Source organism: Sphingomonas sp., from assembly GCF_965227385.1.
Taxonomy (GTDB): domain Bacteria; phylum Pseudomonadota; class Alphaproteobacteria; order Sphingomonadales; family Sphingomonadaceae; genus Sphingomonas.
Window position 1 is genome coordinate 1,625,450 of the sequence record NZ_OZ245750.1, and the last position, 18,765, is coordinate 1,644,214.

General features: G+C 64.1%; 14 protein-coding genes. 1 reads left to right on the top strand and 13 read right to left on the bottom strand.

Annotated elements, in window-relative coordinates; all coding sequences use genetic code 11:
* Positions 1 to 198 precede the first annotated feature (198 nt).
* The 6 genes from ACO05N_RS07730 to ACO05N_RS07755 all read right to left on the bottom strand — a co-directional run bounded on the left by ACO05N_RS07730 (position 199) and on the right by ACO05N_RS07755 (position 7,649).
* Positions 199 to 1,605, bottom strand: a complete 1,407-nt coding sequence (locus tag ACO05N_RS07730) for a hypothetical protein (protein ID WP_422056580.1) — start codon at positions 1,603 to 1,605, stop codon at positions 199 to 201.
* 39 nt (positions 1,606 to 1,644) lie between these two features.
* Positions 1,645 to 3,591: a DUF3732 domain-containing protein gene (locus tag ACO05N_RS07735; protein WP_422056581.1), complete on the bottom strand. Its 1,947-nt coding sequence runs from the start codon at positions 3,589 to 3,591 to the stop codon at positions 1,645 to 1,647.
* Positions 3,588 to 4,097, bottom strand: a complete 510-nt coding sequence (locus tag ACO05N_RS07740) for a three component ABC system middle component (RefSeq protein WP_422056582.1) — start codon at positions 4,095 to 4,097, stop codon at positions 3,588 to 3,590. Before ACO05N_RS07740 ends, ACO05N_RS07735 begins: the two co-directional genes overlap by 4 nt.
* A 3-nt stretch (positions 4,098 to 4,100) precedes the next feature.
* Positions 4,101 to 5,339: an ABC-three component system protein gene (locus ACO05N_RS07745; protein WP_422056583.1), complete on the bottom strand. Its 1,239-nt coding sequence runs from the start codon at positions 5,337 to 5,339 to the stop codon at positions 4,101 to 4,103.
* A gap of 886 nt (positions 5,340 to 6,225) precedes the next feature.
* Complete coding sequence (locus ACO05N_RS07750) at positions 6,226 to 6,726, bottom strand: hypothetical protein (RefSeq protein WP_422056584.1); 501 nt, start codon at positions 6,724 to 6,726, stop codon at positions 6,226 to 6,228.
* A gap of 251 nt (positions 6,727 to 6,977) precedes the next feature.
* Positions 6,978 to 7,649, bottom strand: a complete 672-nt coding sequence (locus ACO05N_RS07755; RefSeq protein WP_422056585.1) for a TetR/AcrR family transcriptional regulator — start codon at positions 7,647 to 7,649, stop codon at positions 6,978 to 6,980.
* 82 nt (positions 7,650 to 7,731) lie between these two features.
* Between ACO05N_RS07755 and ACO05N_RS07760 the strand changes: the two genes are divergently transcribed.
* Positions 7,732 to 9,279, top strand: a complete 1,548-nt coding sequence (locus tag ACO05N_RS07760) for an LLM class flavin-dependent oxidoreductase (protein WP_422056586.1) — start codon at positions 7,732 to 7,734, stop codon at positions 9,277 to 9,279.
* Positions 9,280 to 9,354: 75 nt separating this feature from the next.
* Here the strand turns inward: ACO05N_RS07760 and ACO05N_RS07765 are convergent, their stop codons facing one another.
* The 7 genes from ACO05N_RS07765 to ACO05N_RS07795 all read right to left on the bottom strand — a co-directional run bounded on the left by ACO05N_RS07765 (position 9,355) and on the right by ACO05N_RS07795 (position 18,720).
* Positions 9,355 to 9,630: a hypothetical protein gene (locus ACO05N_RS07765; RefSeq protein WP_422056587.1), complete on the bottom strand. Its 276-nt coding sequence runs from the start codon at positions 9,628 to 9,630 to the stop codon at positions 9,355 to 9,357.
* An 11-nt stretch (positions 9,631 to 9,641) separates the two neighbouring features.
* Positions 9,642 to 10,436 carry an SDR family NAD(P)-dependent oxidoreductase gene (locus tag ACO05N_RS07770; RefSeq protein WP_422056588.1) on the bottom strand — a complete coding sequence of 265 codons (795 nt, stop codon included), beginning with the start codon at positions 10,434 to 10,436 and terminating at the stop codon, positions 9,642 to 9,644.
* On the bottom strand, positions 10,433 to 11,635 hold the full coding sequence (locus ACO05N_RS07775) for a zinc-dependent alcohol dehydrogenase (RefSeq protein WP_422056589.1): 1,203 nt from the start codon (positions 11,633 to 11,635) through the stop codon (positions 10,433 to 10,435). The genes ACO05N_RS07770 and ACO05N_RS07775 overlap by 4 nt, the downstream gene beginning before the upstream one ends.
* Positions 11,635 to 12,243: an SRPBCC family protein gene (locus ACO05N_RS07780; RefSeq protein ID WP_422056590.1), complete on the bottom strand. Its 609-nt coding sequence runs from the start codon at positions 12,241 to 12,243 to the stop codon at positions 11,635 to 11,637. The genes ACO05N_RS07775 and ACO05N_RS07780 overlap by 1 nt, the downstream gene beginning before the upstream one ends.
* Positions 12,244 to 12,354: 111 nt before the next feature.
* Positions 12,355 to 14,316: a sialate O-acetylesterase gene (locus ACO05N_RS07785; protein WP_422056591.1), complete on the bottom strand. Its 1,962-nt coding sequence runs from the start codon at positions 14,314 to 14,316 to the stop codon at positions 12,355 to 12,357.
* A 16-nt stretch (positions 14,317 to 14,332) separates the two neighbouring features.
* Positions 14,333 to 15,583 (bottom strand): alginate lyase family protein, encoded by a 1,251-nt coding sequence (locus tag ACO05N_RS07790; protein ID WP_422056592.1) that lies wholly within the window; start codon positions 15,581 to 15,583, stop codon positions 14,333 to 14,335.
* Positions 15,583 to 18,720: a TonB-dependent receptor gene (locus tag ACO05N_RS07795; protein WP_422056593.1), complete on the bottom strand. Its 3,138-nt coding sequence runs from the start codon at positions 18,718 to 18,720 to the stop codon at positions 15,583 to 15,585. Before ACO05N_RS07795 ends, ACO05N_RS07790 begins: the two co-directional genes overlap by 1 nt.
* Positions 18,721 to 18,765: the final 45 nt, after the last annotated feature.

Sequence of the window (18,765 nt, forward strand, 5' to 3'; positions counted from 1 at the left end):
GCCTTGCCCCCTGGACATAGGTGTCCATACCCCCGGACACAAGGGTCCGGCCGCCCTGGCCATGAGCGTCCACCGAAGAAGCAACCCCGCAATCCCAGTAACCCGTGGCGCATCACGCTATCACAGGATAAGAGACCCCAGGTCAGATTTGTCCAGGGAGGTGGGGGGAATTTCAGGCGAATCGCGCCGGGTTACCTCCTATCCTCCCGTGGCCGCGCCCCCGGCCCAGGCGGGAAGCTTGCCGAGATCGGCAAGTTCGGCGCGCCGCAGCCCATCGAAGACTTCCGGGAACAGCCGAGTCGCGCCGGCCCATACCGGATCGCCGGGCCGGACCTGCTCCGCGCCCTGCTTCGCGAGGGCGAACGACCGCGCCACAGACATCCGCTCCAGGCGCTCACGCGCCGGCGTTGCTGACAGCATCGTCTCGATCAGTGTGGCGAACGGCATAAACGCCTGAGCGCTGAGTTTGGCGTTCAGCATCGAGGTCAGCGCGCTGCCGTCCGAAAAGCGCGTGAGATAGACCCGGTCCCTGCCTGCCATCGCGGTATGCGCGATCGAGAACAGAATCGCTGCGAGCTCGGCGAAGAGCCGGTCGCCGCGAACGAACTGCTCGTCCCAGCAGCGGCGCTTCCAAGGCCGCAGCTCGGGCACGAAATTCTTGATCGAGTCCCAGGGGGGAATGAAGCAGGGCTCATCGAACGGATAATCGAAGTCGGTGGGCGGCGCCTGCTTGAACGCTTCCCACCATTTCTCGCGGCCTGCCTTGCAATAGGCGAGAAGCCGATCGGATCGGCGGTCCTCCAGAAAGACGGCGCGTCCTGTCGACCCGTCAAGATCATCGAGGGCGACATATCTCGGCTTCAGGAAGCCGCCACGGTCATTTTCCAGCAGGGCGGTCAGCGCCAGCGTGCCGCGCGCGTTCGAAGCGGCGAAGGCGGCATCGTCGAAAAGGAAGGCATTGCCGCGCTGGAGCGTGATGACGTCGTGAAAGCCTTGCGGCAGCTCGTCGGGAAGCTCGCGAAACACCCAGATCAGCGCCACACCTTCGGCCTCATAGTGCAGATGACGGGCGGCGATCTCGGGCGCGAACGGCTTCGAGAGCTGCACTTCGATGGCGAACTTCCCCAATCCCTCCAGCTCGGCATAGACGTCGGGATAGCGGCCGCGCTTCTCGACCGCGGGACGGCGGTAGGTATCGACGGTGACGACCCGGCATCGGGCATCGTTCCGCAACAGCTCGGCGATGGTGTCGCACATCCAGCGATGTAGCGCGCGTTCCTGGTGCCCATGATATTGCGCCGCGCGGGCGTCGTCGGGCTTAAGGTTGGCGCCATCGTACCAGGGGCAGTCAGCCGGGCTTTCGGGATAATGGGCATAGACCGGGGCGTGTTCGCCCCCGGCGAAATGGGATCGGATGAATACCGGTCCCTTGCACAACCGGCACCGCGCGAGCGGCCGATCAGGATCCTGCTGGCGGCGGCGCGTGATCTCGTTGCGCAAATGATCCCAGGTGGCGCGCGGCATCGCCATGAGCTGCTTGATGCCGACCGCGCCGCGCGGAAGCTCGAAGTCGGCGATCTCGATTGTTCGCTGTCGGTGGACCATAGGGCAGGCTTCGGCCAGTTCGGCGCGCTAGCCCGCCTGCTAACCGCCGTCTCCACGCAACCAGCTGAGCGGAACCAGTTTGATACCGTCGCGCCAGCGCTCGACGGTATCCTCACGAAACCACGGTTCGAGCAACTCGACATGGTCGGTGACGATGATCTGCATCGCACCGGCCAGCGCCGAGCAGTAATTGTGGAGTTCGAAATACAGGCGAGCAACCGCCGCCTGATCTTCGTCCTCACTCGCGTCCAGCATCCCGACGTCGCGATCGGGCGGATAATGTGCCTGGGAGGGCTGATCGAGCATCAACAGGGCCGGAACGGGCCGCTTGCGCGCACGGAACAGGCGGTGGAGCGCGAGATGCGCCGCCACATGATACCCAACCCAATTTTCACCGCTGCCGATCTGTGAGAGCGCGAGCGCGCCCTCGTCGGTGTCGGCGACAACGGTCAGGTTCTTGCGGTCGAGCCGCAACGGGTTGTTGCCATGCTCAAGCTGAAGGGCCTGCGCGTATCCCGTCAGGTCTCTGCCGACCAGGCTCAACGCGGTCGCGATCCGCTCATTTAGCGCTTCAGGATCGAGGGCCTTTTCCAGTTCCGCCACTTCCGCGCGCGCGCGGGCCACGGCCAGCTTGATGCCATTGTCGTCTCGAACGGCCTGAACATTTTCGAGATAATAGCCGATACGCCCGGCCACGCGCGCCTGTTCGGTGAATTGGTCCTGTTCGATCCGCAGCCGTTCGTTGTCCGCGATGCGCGAAGTAATATCACGCTGCACCCCCTTAAGTAGGTCTTCCAGCTCTGTGCGGCGCTTTTCAAGCTGAGCGATATGCGCCTGGACTCTCGGCGTGTCGCGACGCACCGATTTCAGCTGCAGACCCACGCCGCGGAGTGAATCCCGAATCTGCGTTACACTCGGAACCGCAACGGCGAGTCTGCTGTCGCACAATGGACACGCGTCGGAATCACCATCAGCGGTTGCGAGCAGGCCGATCGAAGCCAAACGCGCCTCCTGTTCACGCGCTTCAATCTCGAACTCGCTGGCATCACGTTCGAGCTTCGCGAACTGCGCATGTTCCTCTCGGATTTCGATGAGCTGTCCGCGCAGCAGCCGACGGCGATCTTCGAGATCGGTGAGGTCGGCGGCAGCGTCGTCGTTCCGGGCATATTGCAGTTCCCGCGGTGCAGCGGCATCGGCCAGCACTGTGCGCAACGCCTCGGGACCGTCGGGAAAGACATCCGGTTCGACGAGCCCTACCCGTTTGGCGTCCTGAAGCAGTGACTGCGTCGCGGTGGTTGCCGAGGTTGTAAGCGATCGAAGATCGGTCCAATCGCGCTCGAGCTTTCTCAGACGTGCGCGGGCCTCGTCGTAGCGACGCTGCTTGAGGTAATAATCCTCCTCCATCGCTCCCAGAAAATAGGGAAGCGTGTCCTTGATGGCGCTCGGAATATGCTGCTCACCCTGCCGATGAAACAGCAGGCGCCGGTTTGCGATTTCATCCTGCGCCTGAAGGCTGAAGAAAATCGCCTGACTTGCGGTCGCGGACAACGGAACGCGGGTCGCGCCCGGCTCTGGGACATAGATATTCTCTTCGATGCCGAGGATCTGCGAAAGATGGGAACGCAGGCCGGCGCTGGTGACATTTTGATGAAATTGGTCGGTCGTGTCCGGCAGCTCGTCAACATTCCGCTCGAAATATATATGGTCGTCCCCGCGCCCACCTGGCCCAGGATTCTTGCGCGCGACGAACACCCCCTCGCCCTGATGGTCGAACAGAACCGCGAACCAGGAAACTGATCGCCGTATCTCGCCCTCGGCGATCGTGCATTCGTCCCGCCCCCAACAAAAATCGACGATATCGAGCAGCGCCGATTTTCCGGTTTTGGAAGCGCCGGTGACGATATTGAGCCGGCCAAGTTCGAAGCGGATGTCACGGCGTTCGCCGTCGGGCGAGTAGATCGCAATGGCGCGCAATTGCAGGGTCACGGTCGAACTCCCATTGCCAAAAGCACAGCTCCGACATTGATCTGGTTCGCGAGCCAGCGGCCAACCAACCCCGCCGCGCGCTGCATGTCTTCCACGTCGGTCGACGATGCGGATCGCTTCGCGCCGAGTTTGAGGGGCTTTGCTCCAGGCTCCAGACCGAGGCCCGACAGGACCAATGCGCGATGCTGAACCAGGAAGAGTAACGCCTCACGGGTTACTGGCCGCAGTGCGAGGACACGCTCGGGCAATTCGGTCAGCAGTACCTCGTGCTGTGCCGCCCATGTCGCGAAGGTCGTATTGGATTTTCCCGGAAGCTGCGCGCGTATCGCCGGTGCCAGAGTGAGCGGAAGCACAACGAACGCCAGAGGAAGCGCCAAGGCTCGATCGCTGGCCTTGCGATAGGCAGCTACACTGCGTGCAAGAAGCTCACCGCAAAAGGCGGGGTTATAGAGCGCGGCCTCTTCAGCAGGCCGTTGTTCCCAATCGATGGTCCACGCCGTTGCCATCGCTCAATCCTCGCCGTCGAATAAGGTGGCGAAGTCGCGATGCCATCCAACGCGGATCGCATCCGCGAGTATGTGGTACGAACCGACATTCAAAAATCGATGCATCGCGGTTCGAAAGGGGTAGCGCGCTTCGGTTTCGACCCAATGATAGAGGCCCTGACCAGCCTGTCGAAGCGACGCACAATCGGCCGGAGCAGCTGAGTGCTCGTCACACATCGAACCGAAACGCGGTTCCCATTCCTCGACCAGTCGCGCTTCGAATCGGGCGATCTCGCCGTCGAATACGGCGTGCTCGCGTGTCCATTTCGAACGCTGCGCAAAGGCGCGGTAATAGTCGCGCTTGGCCCAGTGAATGCGATTGTCTCCCAAGCCCACTGCCTTCAATTGGTGGATGAACCGAAAACCCTCATAGGAGGCAAGCTCGGCTTCGGATGGGTGGGCATCCTCGAAATCGATCGTGAGGCTGTCGCGCTTGAGCTGCTCGCGAATATCGTCGAGCTTGGCTTCGAGCTCGGCGATTGCGATTGCCCCGGGTGGGTTCTGTACGAGTGCGGTGCAAATCCTTGGCCACCACCAGCCTTCGAGCATTTCGCGTGCCAGGGCTGCTTTGCCACGCGGCGCGAACAGCCTCAGATGCTCCTCGAGGCTGGCATCAAGATCGGGAAGTTGCTGCTGGTTGCCGAGTATCTCCACCGCGCTCAACATCGAGGCGCGCATCTCGAAGCCGAGTTTGAGAAACGCAGCAAACGCTGGCTTCAGCGCTTCGTTGGACGAGGCTTCGGCAATCGCCGTCAGCCGTTCCGCAGCCAGCTTGGGCCCGCGCTTTTCGCCAGCCGGATAAGCGGCGACCGGCATCAAAAGACTGGCTACCGATCCAGAAGGAATCTCGGCGGTCGTGAGCAACGCCAATCGTGTCCTACCGGGCAGCGACGGATCGCCGTTAACCGCCTCCGCCCAGATCCGCAACGTCTTCCAAAGATCGGTGCTTGAATCCGTCAGATTTGCGGCCTGGCTGATGTGGTGTTTGGTTTGGAGCAGTTCGATGGCAGTGCCGTCTGCTTCAAATGCAACGTCATCCAGCCGCTCGACCGAGACTTCGACACCGCTATCCGTGTTGACGTAAGGCATGCACAAGACGAGCGCTAACCGGGCCTGGTAGAGATAGCCCGCCGCCGAAGGTCCCGCACCGAAGGTATTCAATTCTGCCATTCCTCCCCACTGGAAGGTTTTGACAGGTTTCACGGCTTGCGCAACAGCGTCCGGCTTACGGTCAATAATGGACCTGCAAAAAGGACTAAGTGATCTAAACGCTCCGCCATCATGAACGAATGGCCGCAACCTCAGTCACCCGCTCCAAAGCGGACGGGCGGCTCTCCACCCAATCTTGTCCGACGCCTGACCTGAACGACCGTCTGCTTTCAGGACTTGCGGCTGGCTAGGTGAACGACCGGGATGGGGCGCAAAGCGGCCACTCCATGCCAGCGCGATCCATTACATCTCTGACCCGATGTGGGGAAAAGTGTGGGGTAGACGAAGTTGGCTCGTGGAAAATCACTGCGATCACAGAGTGTTAGCTGATACTTAGAGGTGCCTCCGTCATTTTCGGACCTACCAAGCGATCAAGCGGGATCATTTGGTAGGCGATGGCGGCGAGGCGGCTATCGACCCGGCAATTGGGGGGCGGGCACTCCAGAATGGGGGCGGTACACGAGAACGTCGCGCAGAACAGTAACATGCGACTTATGGCACTCCGAACCTATGCACGGTCCTTCGATCGGCACCGGTTTGTGGCCTGACTAGGGACCGAATTTTGGGTGGGCCACGAAGGGGCCACAGATTTCCCGTTGAGGAAAAACCCTAGCTTTTCTGCGGGTCGCAGACGCGGATGTGAGTCCTGTAAGCGCACCAGTCCATACTGTGAACAAGGCTGGAAAAGCGCAGAAACCTGCGGTAAACTGGCTTCCGGCGGTCCCATGAAATCTGATTATGTTCCGCGGTGGCCCACTCAAAAGGGGCCACGAACGGTGCAGGAGGCGTAGCGCCTCAACGATCAGCACCGTTCCGCCCCGTTACGAGCCGGCCGCGATCGTCCAGGACAGCGTCAGCCCCGGCACATCGCTGGAGAGCATCAGGCGGCGTTCGATCTGCTCAGCGTCATTGTCCTGCCACCGACCAGCGGCGCCAGCAGCGCGTCCACCCGCCGGCGCACCCGGTTCGGGATCGCGGTCTTGTCGACCAGTTCGGTGAATCCTTTGACGACGATCACCCGCGCGGTGGCGGCGCCATTGCCGTCAGCCCGCGTCTGGGCCGACACCACCACCCGGGTCAGGATACGGCCGCTTCGCGCGAAGGCAGATTCGAGTTCGGCGGCGGCTGCAAAGACCTCGGCAACCGAAACCCGCTTGCCGGCAAGCCTGGATCTGAGGCGGCCCACAGCGGTGGCGGGCGCTTCGCCGTCGACCGCGACCTTGAGGACGTTCACGAACACGGCGTCCGATCCGGCGGGCGCGACCGCCCCGGCGCTTTCGGGAATCGCGACCGGACCATCGTCGCGAACGATTGGCGGGACGATGCGGGGCGGTGTCAGCGGGCTTGCCGTCTGTGCATGGGCCCCGATGGTCAGAAGCAACGTGCTTCCGATCACAGGCCAAGCCGACAGTTTCATGTCGCTGAAGATCGCAGACCTGTCCTCGTCACGATCGAATGTCGGGTGCCCGCCGCTCAGGGGTTCAAGGTCGACTTGTACCGGCGGGGCTTACCGCAATGCCGCAGCCACTTTCGGCGCGACACAAGCGCGAGAGCGTCGCGATACCTTTGGGAGCCGCCTATTCGGCACTCGCGGTGACCGGTCGACGGTGCTTCGGTGCACCGGGATACCTCTCAGCCCTCATACTGCAGATAGGCGAGCGCCATGGTCGAAAGCTCCGACTTGAGCGTGGCCCAGATCGCGTCGTCAGCCGATTCGGCGGTCGATCCCAGGCCAAACTGGCGGGCTGCCGTGGCGAACACGATGCGGAACACCGAATGAGCGGCGCGCTCGGGATCCTTGGACCGAATTTCGTCGCGGAACGTCAGGATCGCCTTGGCCGAAAGATCGGCCGAGCGCTGTGCGGTCTCTCGACCGGGGGCCGAAACGGCGGGGTCGATCGACGCGCGCTGCATGATCGTGCGCAGCAGTTGCGAATGGGTCGAGAGGAAATTGCTGTATCCATCCACGTAGCGCGGCAGAAACTCGGCGAGCGACTTGGATTCGCTGAGGAGCCTAGCGATCATCTCGCCCTCCTTCTCGACGATCGACTGCAACTCTTCCGCGATCACGGCATGGAGCAGGCGGTCCTTGCTCTCGAAGCGCAGATAGATCGAGCCGATCGATACCGCGCCGCGCTCGCTGACATCCTGCAGCGTGAAGTCCTCGCTCCCCCGTTCGAGCATCAGTGCCTTGGTCGCATCGAGCATGCGGCGGAACGAGGCGAGGCTGCGCCCCTGGCGGGGCTTCCGGCTCAGCGCGCTGGCGGCGAGGGTCTCGGTGAGCGACGGAGCGGCACTTGACATGCCGGGCATAAGGAATCTCAAAATAGGAACGTCAATTCTAATTTAGATAACAGCGAAGATTCTGATTCGCGGGGGAGAGGTCATGCGGTTCTCGGTTTTTCTCAATGCACGTTCGATGCGTCCCGAGGACGACCGCGCGTTGATGCACGATCTGGAGCGGCACGCGACGCTTGCCCGCGATCTGAACTTCGACGCGGTGTTCATGCCTGACCACCATTTCAACGGGTACATGCCGCTGGCGAGCGACAGCTTCATCTTCGCCGCCTATCTCGCGGCCAAGCTGCCAGAGATGCATTTCGGCCTTTCGGTCGTGTCGGTGCCGCTGCATCATCCGGTCCGCTTCGTCGAGCGGATCAATCTGCTCGATCAGCTGACTGACGGGAAGCTGCTCGTCGGCGTCGGCAGCGGCACGACACCGGAGGAGATGATCGGCTTTGGCGTCAACTACAAAGACGCCGGCGCAGTGTCCGAACGCAATCTGGAGCTGGCCGAGCAACTCTGGGCCAAGCGCATGGAGAATCCGGCGATCGACATCGACAACGGTCCGCATCAGGGCAGGGTGCTGCAGCGGATCGCGCCCGCGGCCTACACGCCGGGCCATGCCCGCCTGATGCCCGTCGCCATGAAGGAGGCCAGTGCGCGCCGCGCCGCGACGCATGGCTGGCCCGCCTTTATCCCGGCCTTTACGCCGCCCAAGATCGGCGGAACCGAACCGTTCGTCCATGTGAAGAAGTATTTCAATATCTATCGCGCCATGCTGGACGAGGCAGGCCACGACGCAGCCACGATCGCATCGGCGCTCGACTGGACCACGCACACCTATCAGGCGGTGCATGTAGCGGAGACAGACGAGCAGGCGCGCGACGAACTCATGGTGATCTTGCGCCACTATCAGGATGCGATCGAGCGCGAGGCGGAGTTCAACGCACGCGCCGAATCGGGCGATGCCAATCGCAAGACCGATCGCACGCCCAACGCGCTGACCGATGACTGGATCGGCACCTGGTGCCTCTATGGATCGCCCGAGACAGTGATCGAGCATCTCAAGCCCTATGAGCAGCCTGTTCCGTATCCTCGCCAACCGCAGCTACGCGCTCCAGCTTGGCGTTTCAGTCAAAGGGGTCTTTTTGCGGCGGGCCACAAACCGGCGCCGCTTCCAAGCCATCCCGGGGCCAGGTCGAGATGGCCCAAGTGTGCGCTTAACTGTCATTCCGAGCAGTGCTCCCGAAAGCGCAGCACGCCGGTTTGCATGGAAATCTCCATGGCTGATTTGGCCTTCTGTGGGGCGATGTCGGTCAGAATGAGAGCGACGGCGTTCCCGGAACCGATACTCGCAGCTGGAGCGCCTCGGCCTCCGGCATCCGGTTGCCTCTCTCGATGCAGACGACGCCACCGCGCGGAGCGGCGACACCCATTTGACGGTGGAAGGCGATTTTCGCTTGCGCTGCGCGGCGATGAATTGGCGCATGATTGGCTCTGGTCGCGCCGCACGATCGCTCTTGCGCTTGATCTTCCGATCGAACGCGCGCTGCACACCCTCCGCCTGAAGGGCGTTGCGTGGCAGCTGGTATCCGGGCGTGGGCTATACGGCATTCTTAATGTGATGCCGGACGACTGGCTAGTCACCTGACGCGCATGTGTCGTGGCACCATCGCGGGGCAAGGCGGCTTCTGGGGCAGACCGGCGCAGCCCGGCGCGTATTTTCTCAATGGTCGGGCAGATCCTTTGGATAGTCCTCGGGCTTGACCGTGCTGACCACGGGGCGGTCCTCGACGGCCTCCTGCGGCTGTCCTCCGGGGGTGTCGCCCTGGTCGCGGTCGAGCGTGTCGCTCGGCCTGCGCGCATCGCCATCGTGCTGATGTTCGGTCGACAGGTTCGGGCGATCATGCGTCTGTGTCGCGCTGTTCGCAGCAAGATCCTTATGGCCCGGCGCGGGGGCGCCATTCGGACGCGGCGGGGTTTCGGTGTGTTCGTTCGACATGGTCGCTCTCCTTACTCTTCCCCGCTGCCCGGTTCGGCCATGGCGCGGTGGCGATCGGCCAGAACGGCCTGGGGCACGATCCCGGCGGCGGCGACCTGCAGCTTGTTGATCAGGCCGGAGACGATATGCCCCTTGCCGTCCAGCATCGCCGACCATCCGTCCTGCGCCACCTTGGCCGGATCGGCCTTGTTCTCGTCTTGCCCGACACTGGTATCGAGCATGCCCGCTCGGGCGAAGAATTCGGTATCGGTCGCACCGGGCATCAGGGTGGTCACCGTGACGCCCCCCACATCCTTCAGTTCGTTGCGCAGTGCTTCAGTGAAATTGTCGATGAACGCCTTGGTCGCGTTGTAGATCGCGTTGAAGGCTCCGGGGATGTAACCGGCGATCGATCCGGTCACCAGCACCTTGCCGTCGTTGCGCGCCACCATCGGTCGCAGCACGCGCTGGAGCAGATACACGGTGCCGGTGACGTTGGTGTCGATCGCATGTCGCCAGGTGCCGGTGTCCTGTTCCAGGAACGCCCCGCCGGTGCCGGTGCCGGCATTGGCGACAAGGACATCGATCTGGCGCCCCTGTACCGCGTCCAGCAGCTGATCGACGCCCGCAATCGACGACAGATCGGCCTCGACCGCTGTGACCTGTGTTCCGCATTGCCGGAAATCATCGGCGGCGGACTCGATCAGTGGTTCGTTCGCGACGACGATCAGGTCATAACCGTCCTTGGCCGCCAGCGTGGCCAGTTCGAAGCCGATCCCCGTCGAGGCACCGGTGACGACTGCCAGCTTCCCCGTTGCGCCGGTCATCGCACCACCTCCATCCGGTCGCGCGCCCAATCCGGTTTCAGCACCACCTTGGTCACCTCATTCTGGTCGTCATGAAACATCTTGTACCCCTCCGGCGCACGTTCGAGCGGCATCCGGTGGCTGATCAGGAAGGTGGTGTCGACCTTGTCATCCAGAACCGCATTGAGCAGCCCCGGCAGATAATGTTGGACATGGGTCTGGCCGGTCTTGAGCGTCAGACCCTTCTCCATGAACGCCCCGAGCGGAAATTTGTCGACGAACCCGCCATAGACCGCCGGCATCGAAACGCGCCCACCCTTGCGGCACGCGATGATCGCCTGACGGATCGCATGGATGCGATCGGTCCCCAGGAACGTCGATGCCTTGATCTGGTCGATCACGTTATCGACGAAAAGGCCGTGCGCCTCGAGCCCGACCGCGTCGATAACTGCGTCCGGCCCGATGCCGCCGGTCATTTCCATCAACGCCTCATAGGTGGCGCTCTCCTCGAAATTGATCGTCTCCGCGCCGAAGCGTTTTGCGAGTTCCAGGCGGCGCGGGAAATGGTCGATGGCGATGACGCGCTCGGCACCCATCAGGAACGCCGACTGGACCGCGAACAGCCCGACCGGGCCACAGCCCCAGACCGCGACCGTATCGCCCGGTTCGATGTCGGCATTCTCCGCCGCCATCCATCCGGTGGGGAGAATATCGGACAGGAACAGCACCTTGTCGTCATCGACCCCGTCGGGGATGACGATCGGGCCGACATCGCTGAACGGCACGCGGACATATTCGGCCTGACCGCCCGAATAGCCGCCGGTCATGTGGCTATAGCCGAACAGTCCGGCCATCGGATGGCCATAGGCGGTCTGGGCGATGTCCTGATTGTCGGCGGGCAGGCCGTTGTCGCACGCCGAATATTGATGCTTGCCGCAATGAAAGCACGACCCGCACGAAATCGTGAAGGGGACCACGACGCGCTGCCCCTTTTGCAGCGTGGAGGCAGAGCCGGTTTCGACCACTTCGCCCATGAATTCATGGCCGAGGATATCGCCCGACTGCATCGTCGGGATGTAGCCGTCGTACAGATGGAGATCGGAGCCGCAGATGGCGGTTGATGTGATCTTGATGATAGCGTCGCGCGGGTTGAGGATTTCGGGATCGTCAACCGTGTCGACGCGCACGTCATGTTTTCCGTGCCAGGCCAGTGCGCGCATCAGTTCTTTCCTTCTTCGAGCAGGCGGCGGTTGCGCGCGCCGGTGGCGATCTCGCCGGTTTCCATGAGTTGCTTGAAGCGGCGCAGGTCGCGGCGCGCCTGGATCGCGGGTTCGCGCTGGAACATCTTGGCGATGACCTTGCCGATAATCCCGGCGGGCGGATCGTAGAGGATCGTGGCGGTGACGATCGTCCCGCGATCGCCTTGCGCGTCGCGAAAGTCGATCCGGCCACTATTGGGGACATCCGCCCCCTCGACCGATGCCCAGGCGATATAGTTGCCGTCCTGTTCGTCGGTGATCCGGGACACCCATTCGACCGTGCCGCCACCGGGCGCCTTGACCACCCAACGTGAGCGGTTGTCGTCGAGCAGTGCAATGCTTTCGACATTGTCCATGAATTGCGGGAGGTTGGTGAAGTCGCGCCAGAACGCGAACAGCTCCGCGCGCGGGCGGTTGATCGTGACGGTTCGACCGACCAGCGTGTCGGCGTCGCCGCCCTCTGGCTTGTCGATGAACGTGTCGGTCGCAGCATCCACTGCTGCGGACGGATGCTTGGACGTCGAAAGCGGCGCATCGTCCGCGCGCGCGGAGTCGAGTGTCTCGGTCATGTGGAAACCTCCGGTCGAGGGAATGCTGACTCAACGAGGCGCGCCAGATGCCGTTCCTCGCCCGGAGGGGAAAATCTTGAACTAAAAGGGGTTAGGCCGCGCGGCGTTGCGTCAGTCCGCCGCAATCTTCAGACGAAAGGGAACGATCGGCAGCCCCGATCGCGCATAGAGGTTGATCGGGGGGCTGCCCTGCCATGCATAGCGGACTTCGCTCGCCGGGCGGCCGTCGTCGATGACCAGCACCGATTGTCCGCGCACGGTTGCGCGGGCGTAGCGGCACGCCCCGGCCGCGTCGCACAGTTCGAACGCGACGGGCTCCAGCGCACCGCTGACTGCGAGGCCTTCGGCAGAGCGCAGGCTGATCTCGATGCCCTCGCCAGTGCGTGTTGCCTTGAGCGGCTGGGGTGCAGCGGGGCGGGCGATGCCATAGGCGACGCGCAGTGCTTCCTGACCCATGCGTTCGCCGACCACGTCCTTGTGCGCGGGATGAATGTCCGTGACGACGCCAAGGTCGATCGCGACCGCCAGTCCGGTGCCGGCGTCTTCATTGGCGACGACGCGCTGCGCCTCGCGCAGCTGCGCCCATGGGGCATCGCCGGGCCGGACGCTGCGCGGGCCATAGCCGGGCAGCTGGACGATCACGACCGGCAGCGCCGGATCGGCGAAATGCGCGCGCCATGATGAGCGCCAGGCCCGCAGCGCGCTGGCATAGCCCGCTGCGCGGCTGGTGTTCGATTCACCCTGATACCAGGCGACGCCACGCAGGCCGGTGCCCGCGAGCGGCGCGATCATGCCGTTCCACGCCATCGTAAGGCCGCGCGGCATGCTCCACGGAATTGCTGGCGGCGCTTCCTTCCACGCGCTATCGGCGGTGCCGCGGCGATATCGCCAAGATCCAGCCAGCGGCTTGCGCGCGCCGCCCGGCAGCACCACCGCGAGCGCGTCAGCGGGGCCGCTGAAGCCGCCACCGCCCATTTCGTCGATCACGCGCACCGCGATGCTGTTCTCGCCCGCGCGCAGCACGCCAGCCGGGATGCGATAGCTGCGCTGTTCGGCGGCGACGAGTTGTGCGCCCACCGGCACGCCGTTGATCCACGCGCGGTCGCGCTCGTCGATCCGGCCCAGCTGGAGCACGACATCCTTGCCATCGCCCAGTTCCGCCGCGGTCAGGGCAAGGTTCGTGCGGAACCACATCACACCGTCATAGCCGGCGAGGCCATCGATTCCCGACCGCTCCCATTGGCCGGGGACGGCAATCCGGTCCCAGTCGCCATCGGCGAAACCGGGGGCGGCCCAGGCGGCTCCGGCCGAGCCAGGGTCGGCGGTCTCCGCCCAGCGATCCGTTGCGTCCACCGCCGCAGACAGCGCCGCAACAGGGTCGGCCGCATAGCGTTCCAGCCAGCCCAGCTGCTCCGGCGACGCGCCGGACGTGCGCAGCGCTGGAGGGGACATCCAGTCCTCGATCGTCGATCCGCCCCAGGCGGCGTGGATCAGGCCGAGCGGGGTCTTGGGATCGTTGCGCAGGATTTCGCGCGCCATATGCCAGCACGCGGCGGAAAAAGTGCCAAGATTGTCGGGCGCCGCGCGCGACCAGGCGAGCTCCGGCACGATATCGCGTGCAGGCTTCGCCTCGGCCGTGCGCTTGAGCTTGAGCAACCGGATCGGCAGCCCCGCGCTCTCGCGGGCGGTCCGGTCGGGATTGGCGCTGCCCGACACCGGCAGGTCCATGTTCGACTGGCCCGAGCACAGCCAGACATCGCCGGTGACGACATCGTCCAGCTGCAGCGACGCGCCGCTGGCCGCGCGGATCGTGACCGTCCCGCTCTGGCCGCGGGGCAGGGTGGGCAGGGTGACCTGCCAGTTGCCCTGCGCATCGGCGCGCCCGCGCGCGGTGACCGCACCGAAGCTGACGGTGACCTCTTCCCCGGCCGTTGCACCGCCGCCCCGGAATTGCGCAGGCTTGCCCTGTTGCAACACCATATGGCTCGCCAGATGCGGCGCGACGGTGAGCGGTCCGGCCAGCGACGGCGTGGCGGCGGTCAGCGCGAGCGCGATCAGGGCGGTTCGGGTCATCGTCACTCTCGCTGGTTCAACGGGGATAGGGGACTAGCCAGCCTGCATCGGCGGCTGGCACTTCCGGCGGCATCAGCCGCGCGTCGCGGAACCCCCAGGCGGCGAGGGTCAGCATCGTGTCGCTCTCGGTCATAGCCCGCGCGCGGCGGCCGGGGTCGGCAAGATCGATATCCTTGAAAGGCCAGGCGTCGAGTTTGGTGCGGTAGCCCGCGAGATAATCGACCCCGCGCCGCAGCGGATTGGCCTTGCCATCGCCCTGCCACAGATCGACGCCGACACAGTCGCCCAGCATCGCCATCTGCACCCCGGCGCGTAGGGTGAAGGCGGAGTAATGCCAGCTGCGCGTCCGTGCGGTTTCGGCGGGCAGGGTGCCGGCCGCATCGATCTGCGGGCCGAGACGGCGGGTCAGGAAGTCTTGCGCCAGGCGCTGGGTCACATTGTCCATCCGCGCGAACAGCGCGAACTGGCCCAGCAGCATGTCGTAATAGACGCCGTGATTGTTCCTGGCCGCACGCTGCCCCTTGCCATTGGGGCTGGCCGCCATCCAGGTCGCGAAATCGGCAAACCAGCTTTCGATCGCGCGCTGATCGTCGGCGCTGATCGCCTTGCTGGGGCCGAGTACGCCGATCGCCTCGATCACCGGGACCAGCCGCGTCGCTTCGATGATCCCCTCCGGCCGGCCGGCTGACGCGCCCGGTACCGCCTGGGCATAGTCGAGATTGGGATTCATCCGCGTTTCTGCGGTGACGAACCATGCGCGCAGCAGCTTTGCCGCATGCTCGGCATAGCGCACGTCGCCGGTAGCGTGCCATGCCAGCGCGAGCGTCTCGACGTCACGGCTGAACGCGCCGAGCCGCTGGACATCGAAACGGTCGCCATTGCGTTCCGGATTCACTTGCCCGTCGCGGCGGCGATAGGGTTCGCCATCGGGCTTCGACGTGTCCGGCCACCAATAGGGGCCGATCGACAGATAGTCGCGCTTGTCGCCGCTGCCCGCCGCGCGCGGCTTGTCGGTGACGCTGTACGGTCCGCGACGCAGCGCCGCGTCCGCGCCGCGGATCAGCCGCTGGCGCAGGGCAGCGTCGCTGGCTGCCGCCGTACGCTGCGCCGCTAGCCATTCGGGCCGCCACAGAAAGGTGCGCTGCCCGCTGGCGAGATAGCCTTCCGCACCCTTGCACTGTGCAGGGGCCGGGGTTGCGGCGTGGGCAGCGGGAAGTGCCGCAAGCAGCAGCCCCCCGGCCAGAACTGCGCGGACCGCCCCGCGCATCAGAACTTCACCGTCACGCTGAGCGCTCCCGTGCGGCCATCGAAATCGGCGACGCGGTTGAGGCGCGGGTCGCCTTCATATTCCTCGCGCCGCGAATTGGTGATGTTGTACACCTCCAGCCGCAGTTCGAGCCACTTGCTCGGCTTGAGCGCGCCCGAAAAGTCGAGCTGTCCGCGCGGACGCACGCGGCTGGCGCTGCCGGTAAAGGTCGATCCGCCCGCCAGCTCGATGTCCGATGCGTGGTTATACGCCATGCGCAGCTGGACGAGGCTGTCCTCATAATAGCCGATGATGTTGTAGGTGTCGTTGGCGACATTGTAGAGCTTGGTGCCATTGGCCCCGCCCGATCGGACGCGGGTATAGTTGAACACGCCGCCGGTGTTGCGCAGGAAACCGGGCAGGAAGTCGAACCGCTGCTGGATCTGGAACTCCAGACCGTTGACCGTGATCGCGTCGGGGTTGTTCACGATCTGGTTGATGATGATGCGCTGGTTCGCGGTCTCGATCGGGTTGGCCTGATTGATCCGGCATCGGCCCGACCCGTCGATGAACAGCGGGCCGAACGTCTGCCCCTCGATCGTGAAGCTCTGCCCCGCCGGGCAGAAATTGTTGAGGGTGAGAATGTCGTTGGTCACGCGCTTGTTGAAATAGCCTAGCGCGATCACGCTGCCCGGACGGTTGTACCACGAAATGCCGAGGTCGAAGGCACGCGAGCTGCGCGGCTGGAGTCCGAAGCGGTTGACGTCGATCCGCACCGAACTGACCGTGTCGCCCGCATCGGGATCGACATCCTCGAGAATGCGGGTGGGGGCGGGGCTGAATTCGACAAGGTCGAACGCCTCGAAGGTCTCGTAATAGGCTGCACGCGCCACCAGCTTCGGCGTGATCTCATAGATCAGGTTGGCCGAGGGCAACCACGCGCTGTACTTGCCCGTCGCCGGTTCGGGCGGCAGGAAATAGCCCGGCCGGAAATCCGCCTCGGTGAAACCGAGCGCGGTGTAGAAGTCGAGTGCCTGATCGCGCGTCACGCCCGACAGGTTCGATCGGACATAGCGCATTCCGATATTGCCGCGCAGCGACAGCCCCTTCCACTGTTCTAGGTCGAACTTGGTCATCGCGAACAGCTCAAGATTGTCGCGTTCGGAATTGAAGTTCTGGCCCTCGACGCGGTTCAGCGGGAAACGCTGGACAAACCCGGTCAGCGAGTTGCGCGGGGCGAGTGCCAGGATGTTGGCATAGGTGATGCGGCTACGCGCGGCGGGGGTCAGTTCGGGGAAGAATACCGCCAGCTGGGCCGCGGTCGGCGCGAAGGTGACCCCGGGCGGGATCGTGTTGATCACCGGATAGATCGCCGCTTCCACGTTGCGGATGTTGAGCGAATAGAAATTGCCGAACTCCGCCCCCGGCGCGCCGCCGCCGAAGAAGGTGCCGCCCGACGTCACGGCATCGTTGAGCTTGAAGATATTGTTGCTTAGCTTGTTCAGCTGCGTGCCCAGATTTGCGTTTTCCTGCAGCGTCTGGTCCGCGGTCTCACGCTGATAATAGGCGCCGATTTTCACGCTGGTGAACGGTCCGAACTCGACGAAGCGCTCGACCTTGAAGTCGGCGGCGAGCATGTCGCGCTTGACCCGCACGCCATTGCCGCTGGCGGTGAAGACCACATTTTGCGGGCGGGTCGAGTTGCGTGCCTGGATCGCGTTGCCCGCGCTGACGGCATAGCTGCCATTGCCCACGTCGAGCAACGCGCCCGGCACCGTCAGGTCGAACAGGAAGTCGCGGTAATTGCCAAGGCCCGTGTTGATGATCGCATAGGCGCCGTTGCCGGCATCGTCGATGCCGTCGGCATTGGCATCGGCGCGACCGGTATTGGGCTGGATGCGCTGTTCGTACAGGAACTCGCGCTTGTCGCCGACCGCCTTTGACCAGGTGCCGACGAAATCCACGGCCCAGTCGTCGTTGCGGAAATTGACCTGCGGATAGATCGCCCAGCTCTGGTCGATCGAGGGGAAGTTGCGGTTGCCGATCGGAATGGCAAAGTCGCTCGCCGCGATATTGTTGACCACGTAGACATTCTCGACCGACCCGTTGGAGCCGCGATCGAATGTGCCCAGCGACACCGGGGCCGACAGCGGGGTGACGATGCCCGTGGCATCCTGCGGAAAGGCGATCAGCAGGTCGAGATTGGCGTCGGACAGGTCGCGCCGGGTGTAGATGCCGTCGACGCGAACCTTGAGCGTGTCGGAAATCTCCCACTCCATCCCCGCGCCGCCCGACACGCGATAGCCGTCATTGGTCTGCGAAATCTGCCGCACTTCTGACGGGAACACGACATCGTTGGGCACGCCGTTGGCGTCGGTCGCGGGAATCGCGAACGCAGGGTTGGTCGCCGCCAGCTGGTTGAGGCGCGCCTGCGTGAACGAGGTATAGGAATTGACCCGGATCGTGTCGCGGCGAAAGCTCTGCTTGGCGTAGGAGCCCGTCGCATAGACCCCGAAATTGGGTGTGATGCGCTTGACCACCGACAGGAAATAGCCGGGATTGGCATCCTCGGTCGTCTCCTCATATTGCAGTTCGGCGCGGGCGACGAACCCCTCCTTGCGCGACAAGGCGGAGCGCAGGCGCAGATCGACGTTGGAGGCCAGGCCACCCGCCGGAATTTCGGCGGTGAACGACTTGATGACGTCCGCCCCGCTGAAGATCGCCGCGTCGAAGATGCCGAACGGGTTGCCGTTGCCGCGCGTGCCGAAGGTCGGCGTCGCGATGCTCTGCCCCATCACCGTGGTCTTGGTGTACTGGCTGGGAAGCCCGCGCACGCTGATCGATGCGTCGCGCCGGTCGGCCGAGCGGTTGATCTGGACGCCCGGGATGCGCTGCAGCGCTTCACCGAGGTTGAGGTCGGGGGTGCTGCCGATATCGTCGGCGGAAATGCCGTCGAGAATGACATCGGCCTTACGCCGGATGTCGAGCGCGTTTTCGAGCGATGCGCGGATGCCGGTGACGACGACTTCTTCCTCGGCCTCGGTTTCATCCGCGGGCGTAGCCTCGGTCTGGCCGAAGGCGGATGGTGCCAGCGCAATGGCGAGCCACGCCGTCGAGCTGACCGCGGCAATCCGGGCCGCACGTGCGAAGTTGGTCATCTGGTCTCTCCCCAATTTCAATCTGTCTTGATACCGGTGTCATTT

Coding starts and splice junctions, on each gene's coding strand:
- ACO05N_RS07775 (WP_422056589.1), bottom strand. CDS start 11,635: ATGCGCGCACTGGCCTGGCACGGAAAACATGACGTGCGCGTCGACACG.
- ACO05N_RS07765 (WP_422056587.1), bottom strand. CDS start 9,630: ATGTCGAACGAACACACCGAAACCCCGCCGCGTCCGAATGGCGCCCCC.
- ACO05N_RS07785 (WP_422056591.1), bottom strand. CDS start 14,316: ATGACCCGAACCGCCCTGATCGCGCTCGCGCTGACCGCCGCCACGCCG.
- ACO05N_RS07730 (WP_422056580.1), bottom strand. CDS start 1,605: ATGGTCCACCGACAGCGAACAATCGAGATCGCCGACTTCGAGCTTCCG.
- ACO05N_RS07795 (WP_422056593.1), bottom strand. CDS start 18,720: ATGACCAACTTCGCACGTGCGGCCCGGATTGCCGCGGTCAGCTCGACG.
- ACO05N_RS07790 (WP_422056592.1), bottom strand. CDS start 15,583: ATGCGCGGGGCGGTCCGCGCAGTTCTGGCCGGGGGGCTGCTGCTTGCG.
- ACO05N_RS07780 (WP_422056590.1), bottom strand. CDS start 12,243: ATGACCGAGACACTCGACTCCGCGCGCGCGGACGATGCGCCGCTTTCG.
- ACO05N_RS07740 (WP_422056582.1), bottom strand. CDS start 4,097: ATGGCAACGGCGTGGACCATCGATTGGGAACAACGGCCTGCTGAAGAG.
- ACO05N_RS07755 (WP_422056585.1), bottom strand. CDS start 7,649: ATGTCAAGTGCCGCTCCGTCGCTCACCGAGACCCTCGCCGCCAGCGCG.
- ACO05N_RS07770 (WP_422056588.1), bottom strand. CDS start 10,436: ATGACCGGCGCAACGGGGAAGCTGGCAGTCGTCACCGGTGCCTCGACG.
- ACO05N_RS07760 (WP_422056586.1), top strand. CDS start 7,732: ATGCGGTTCTCGGTTTTTCTCAATGCACGTTCGATGCGTCCCGAGGAC.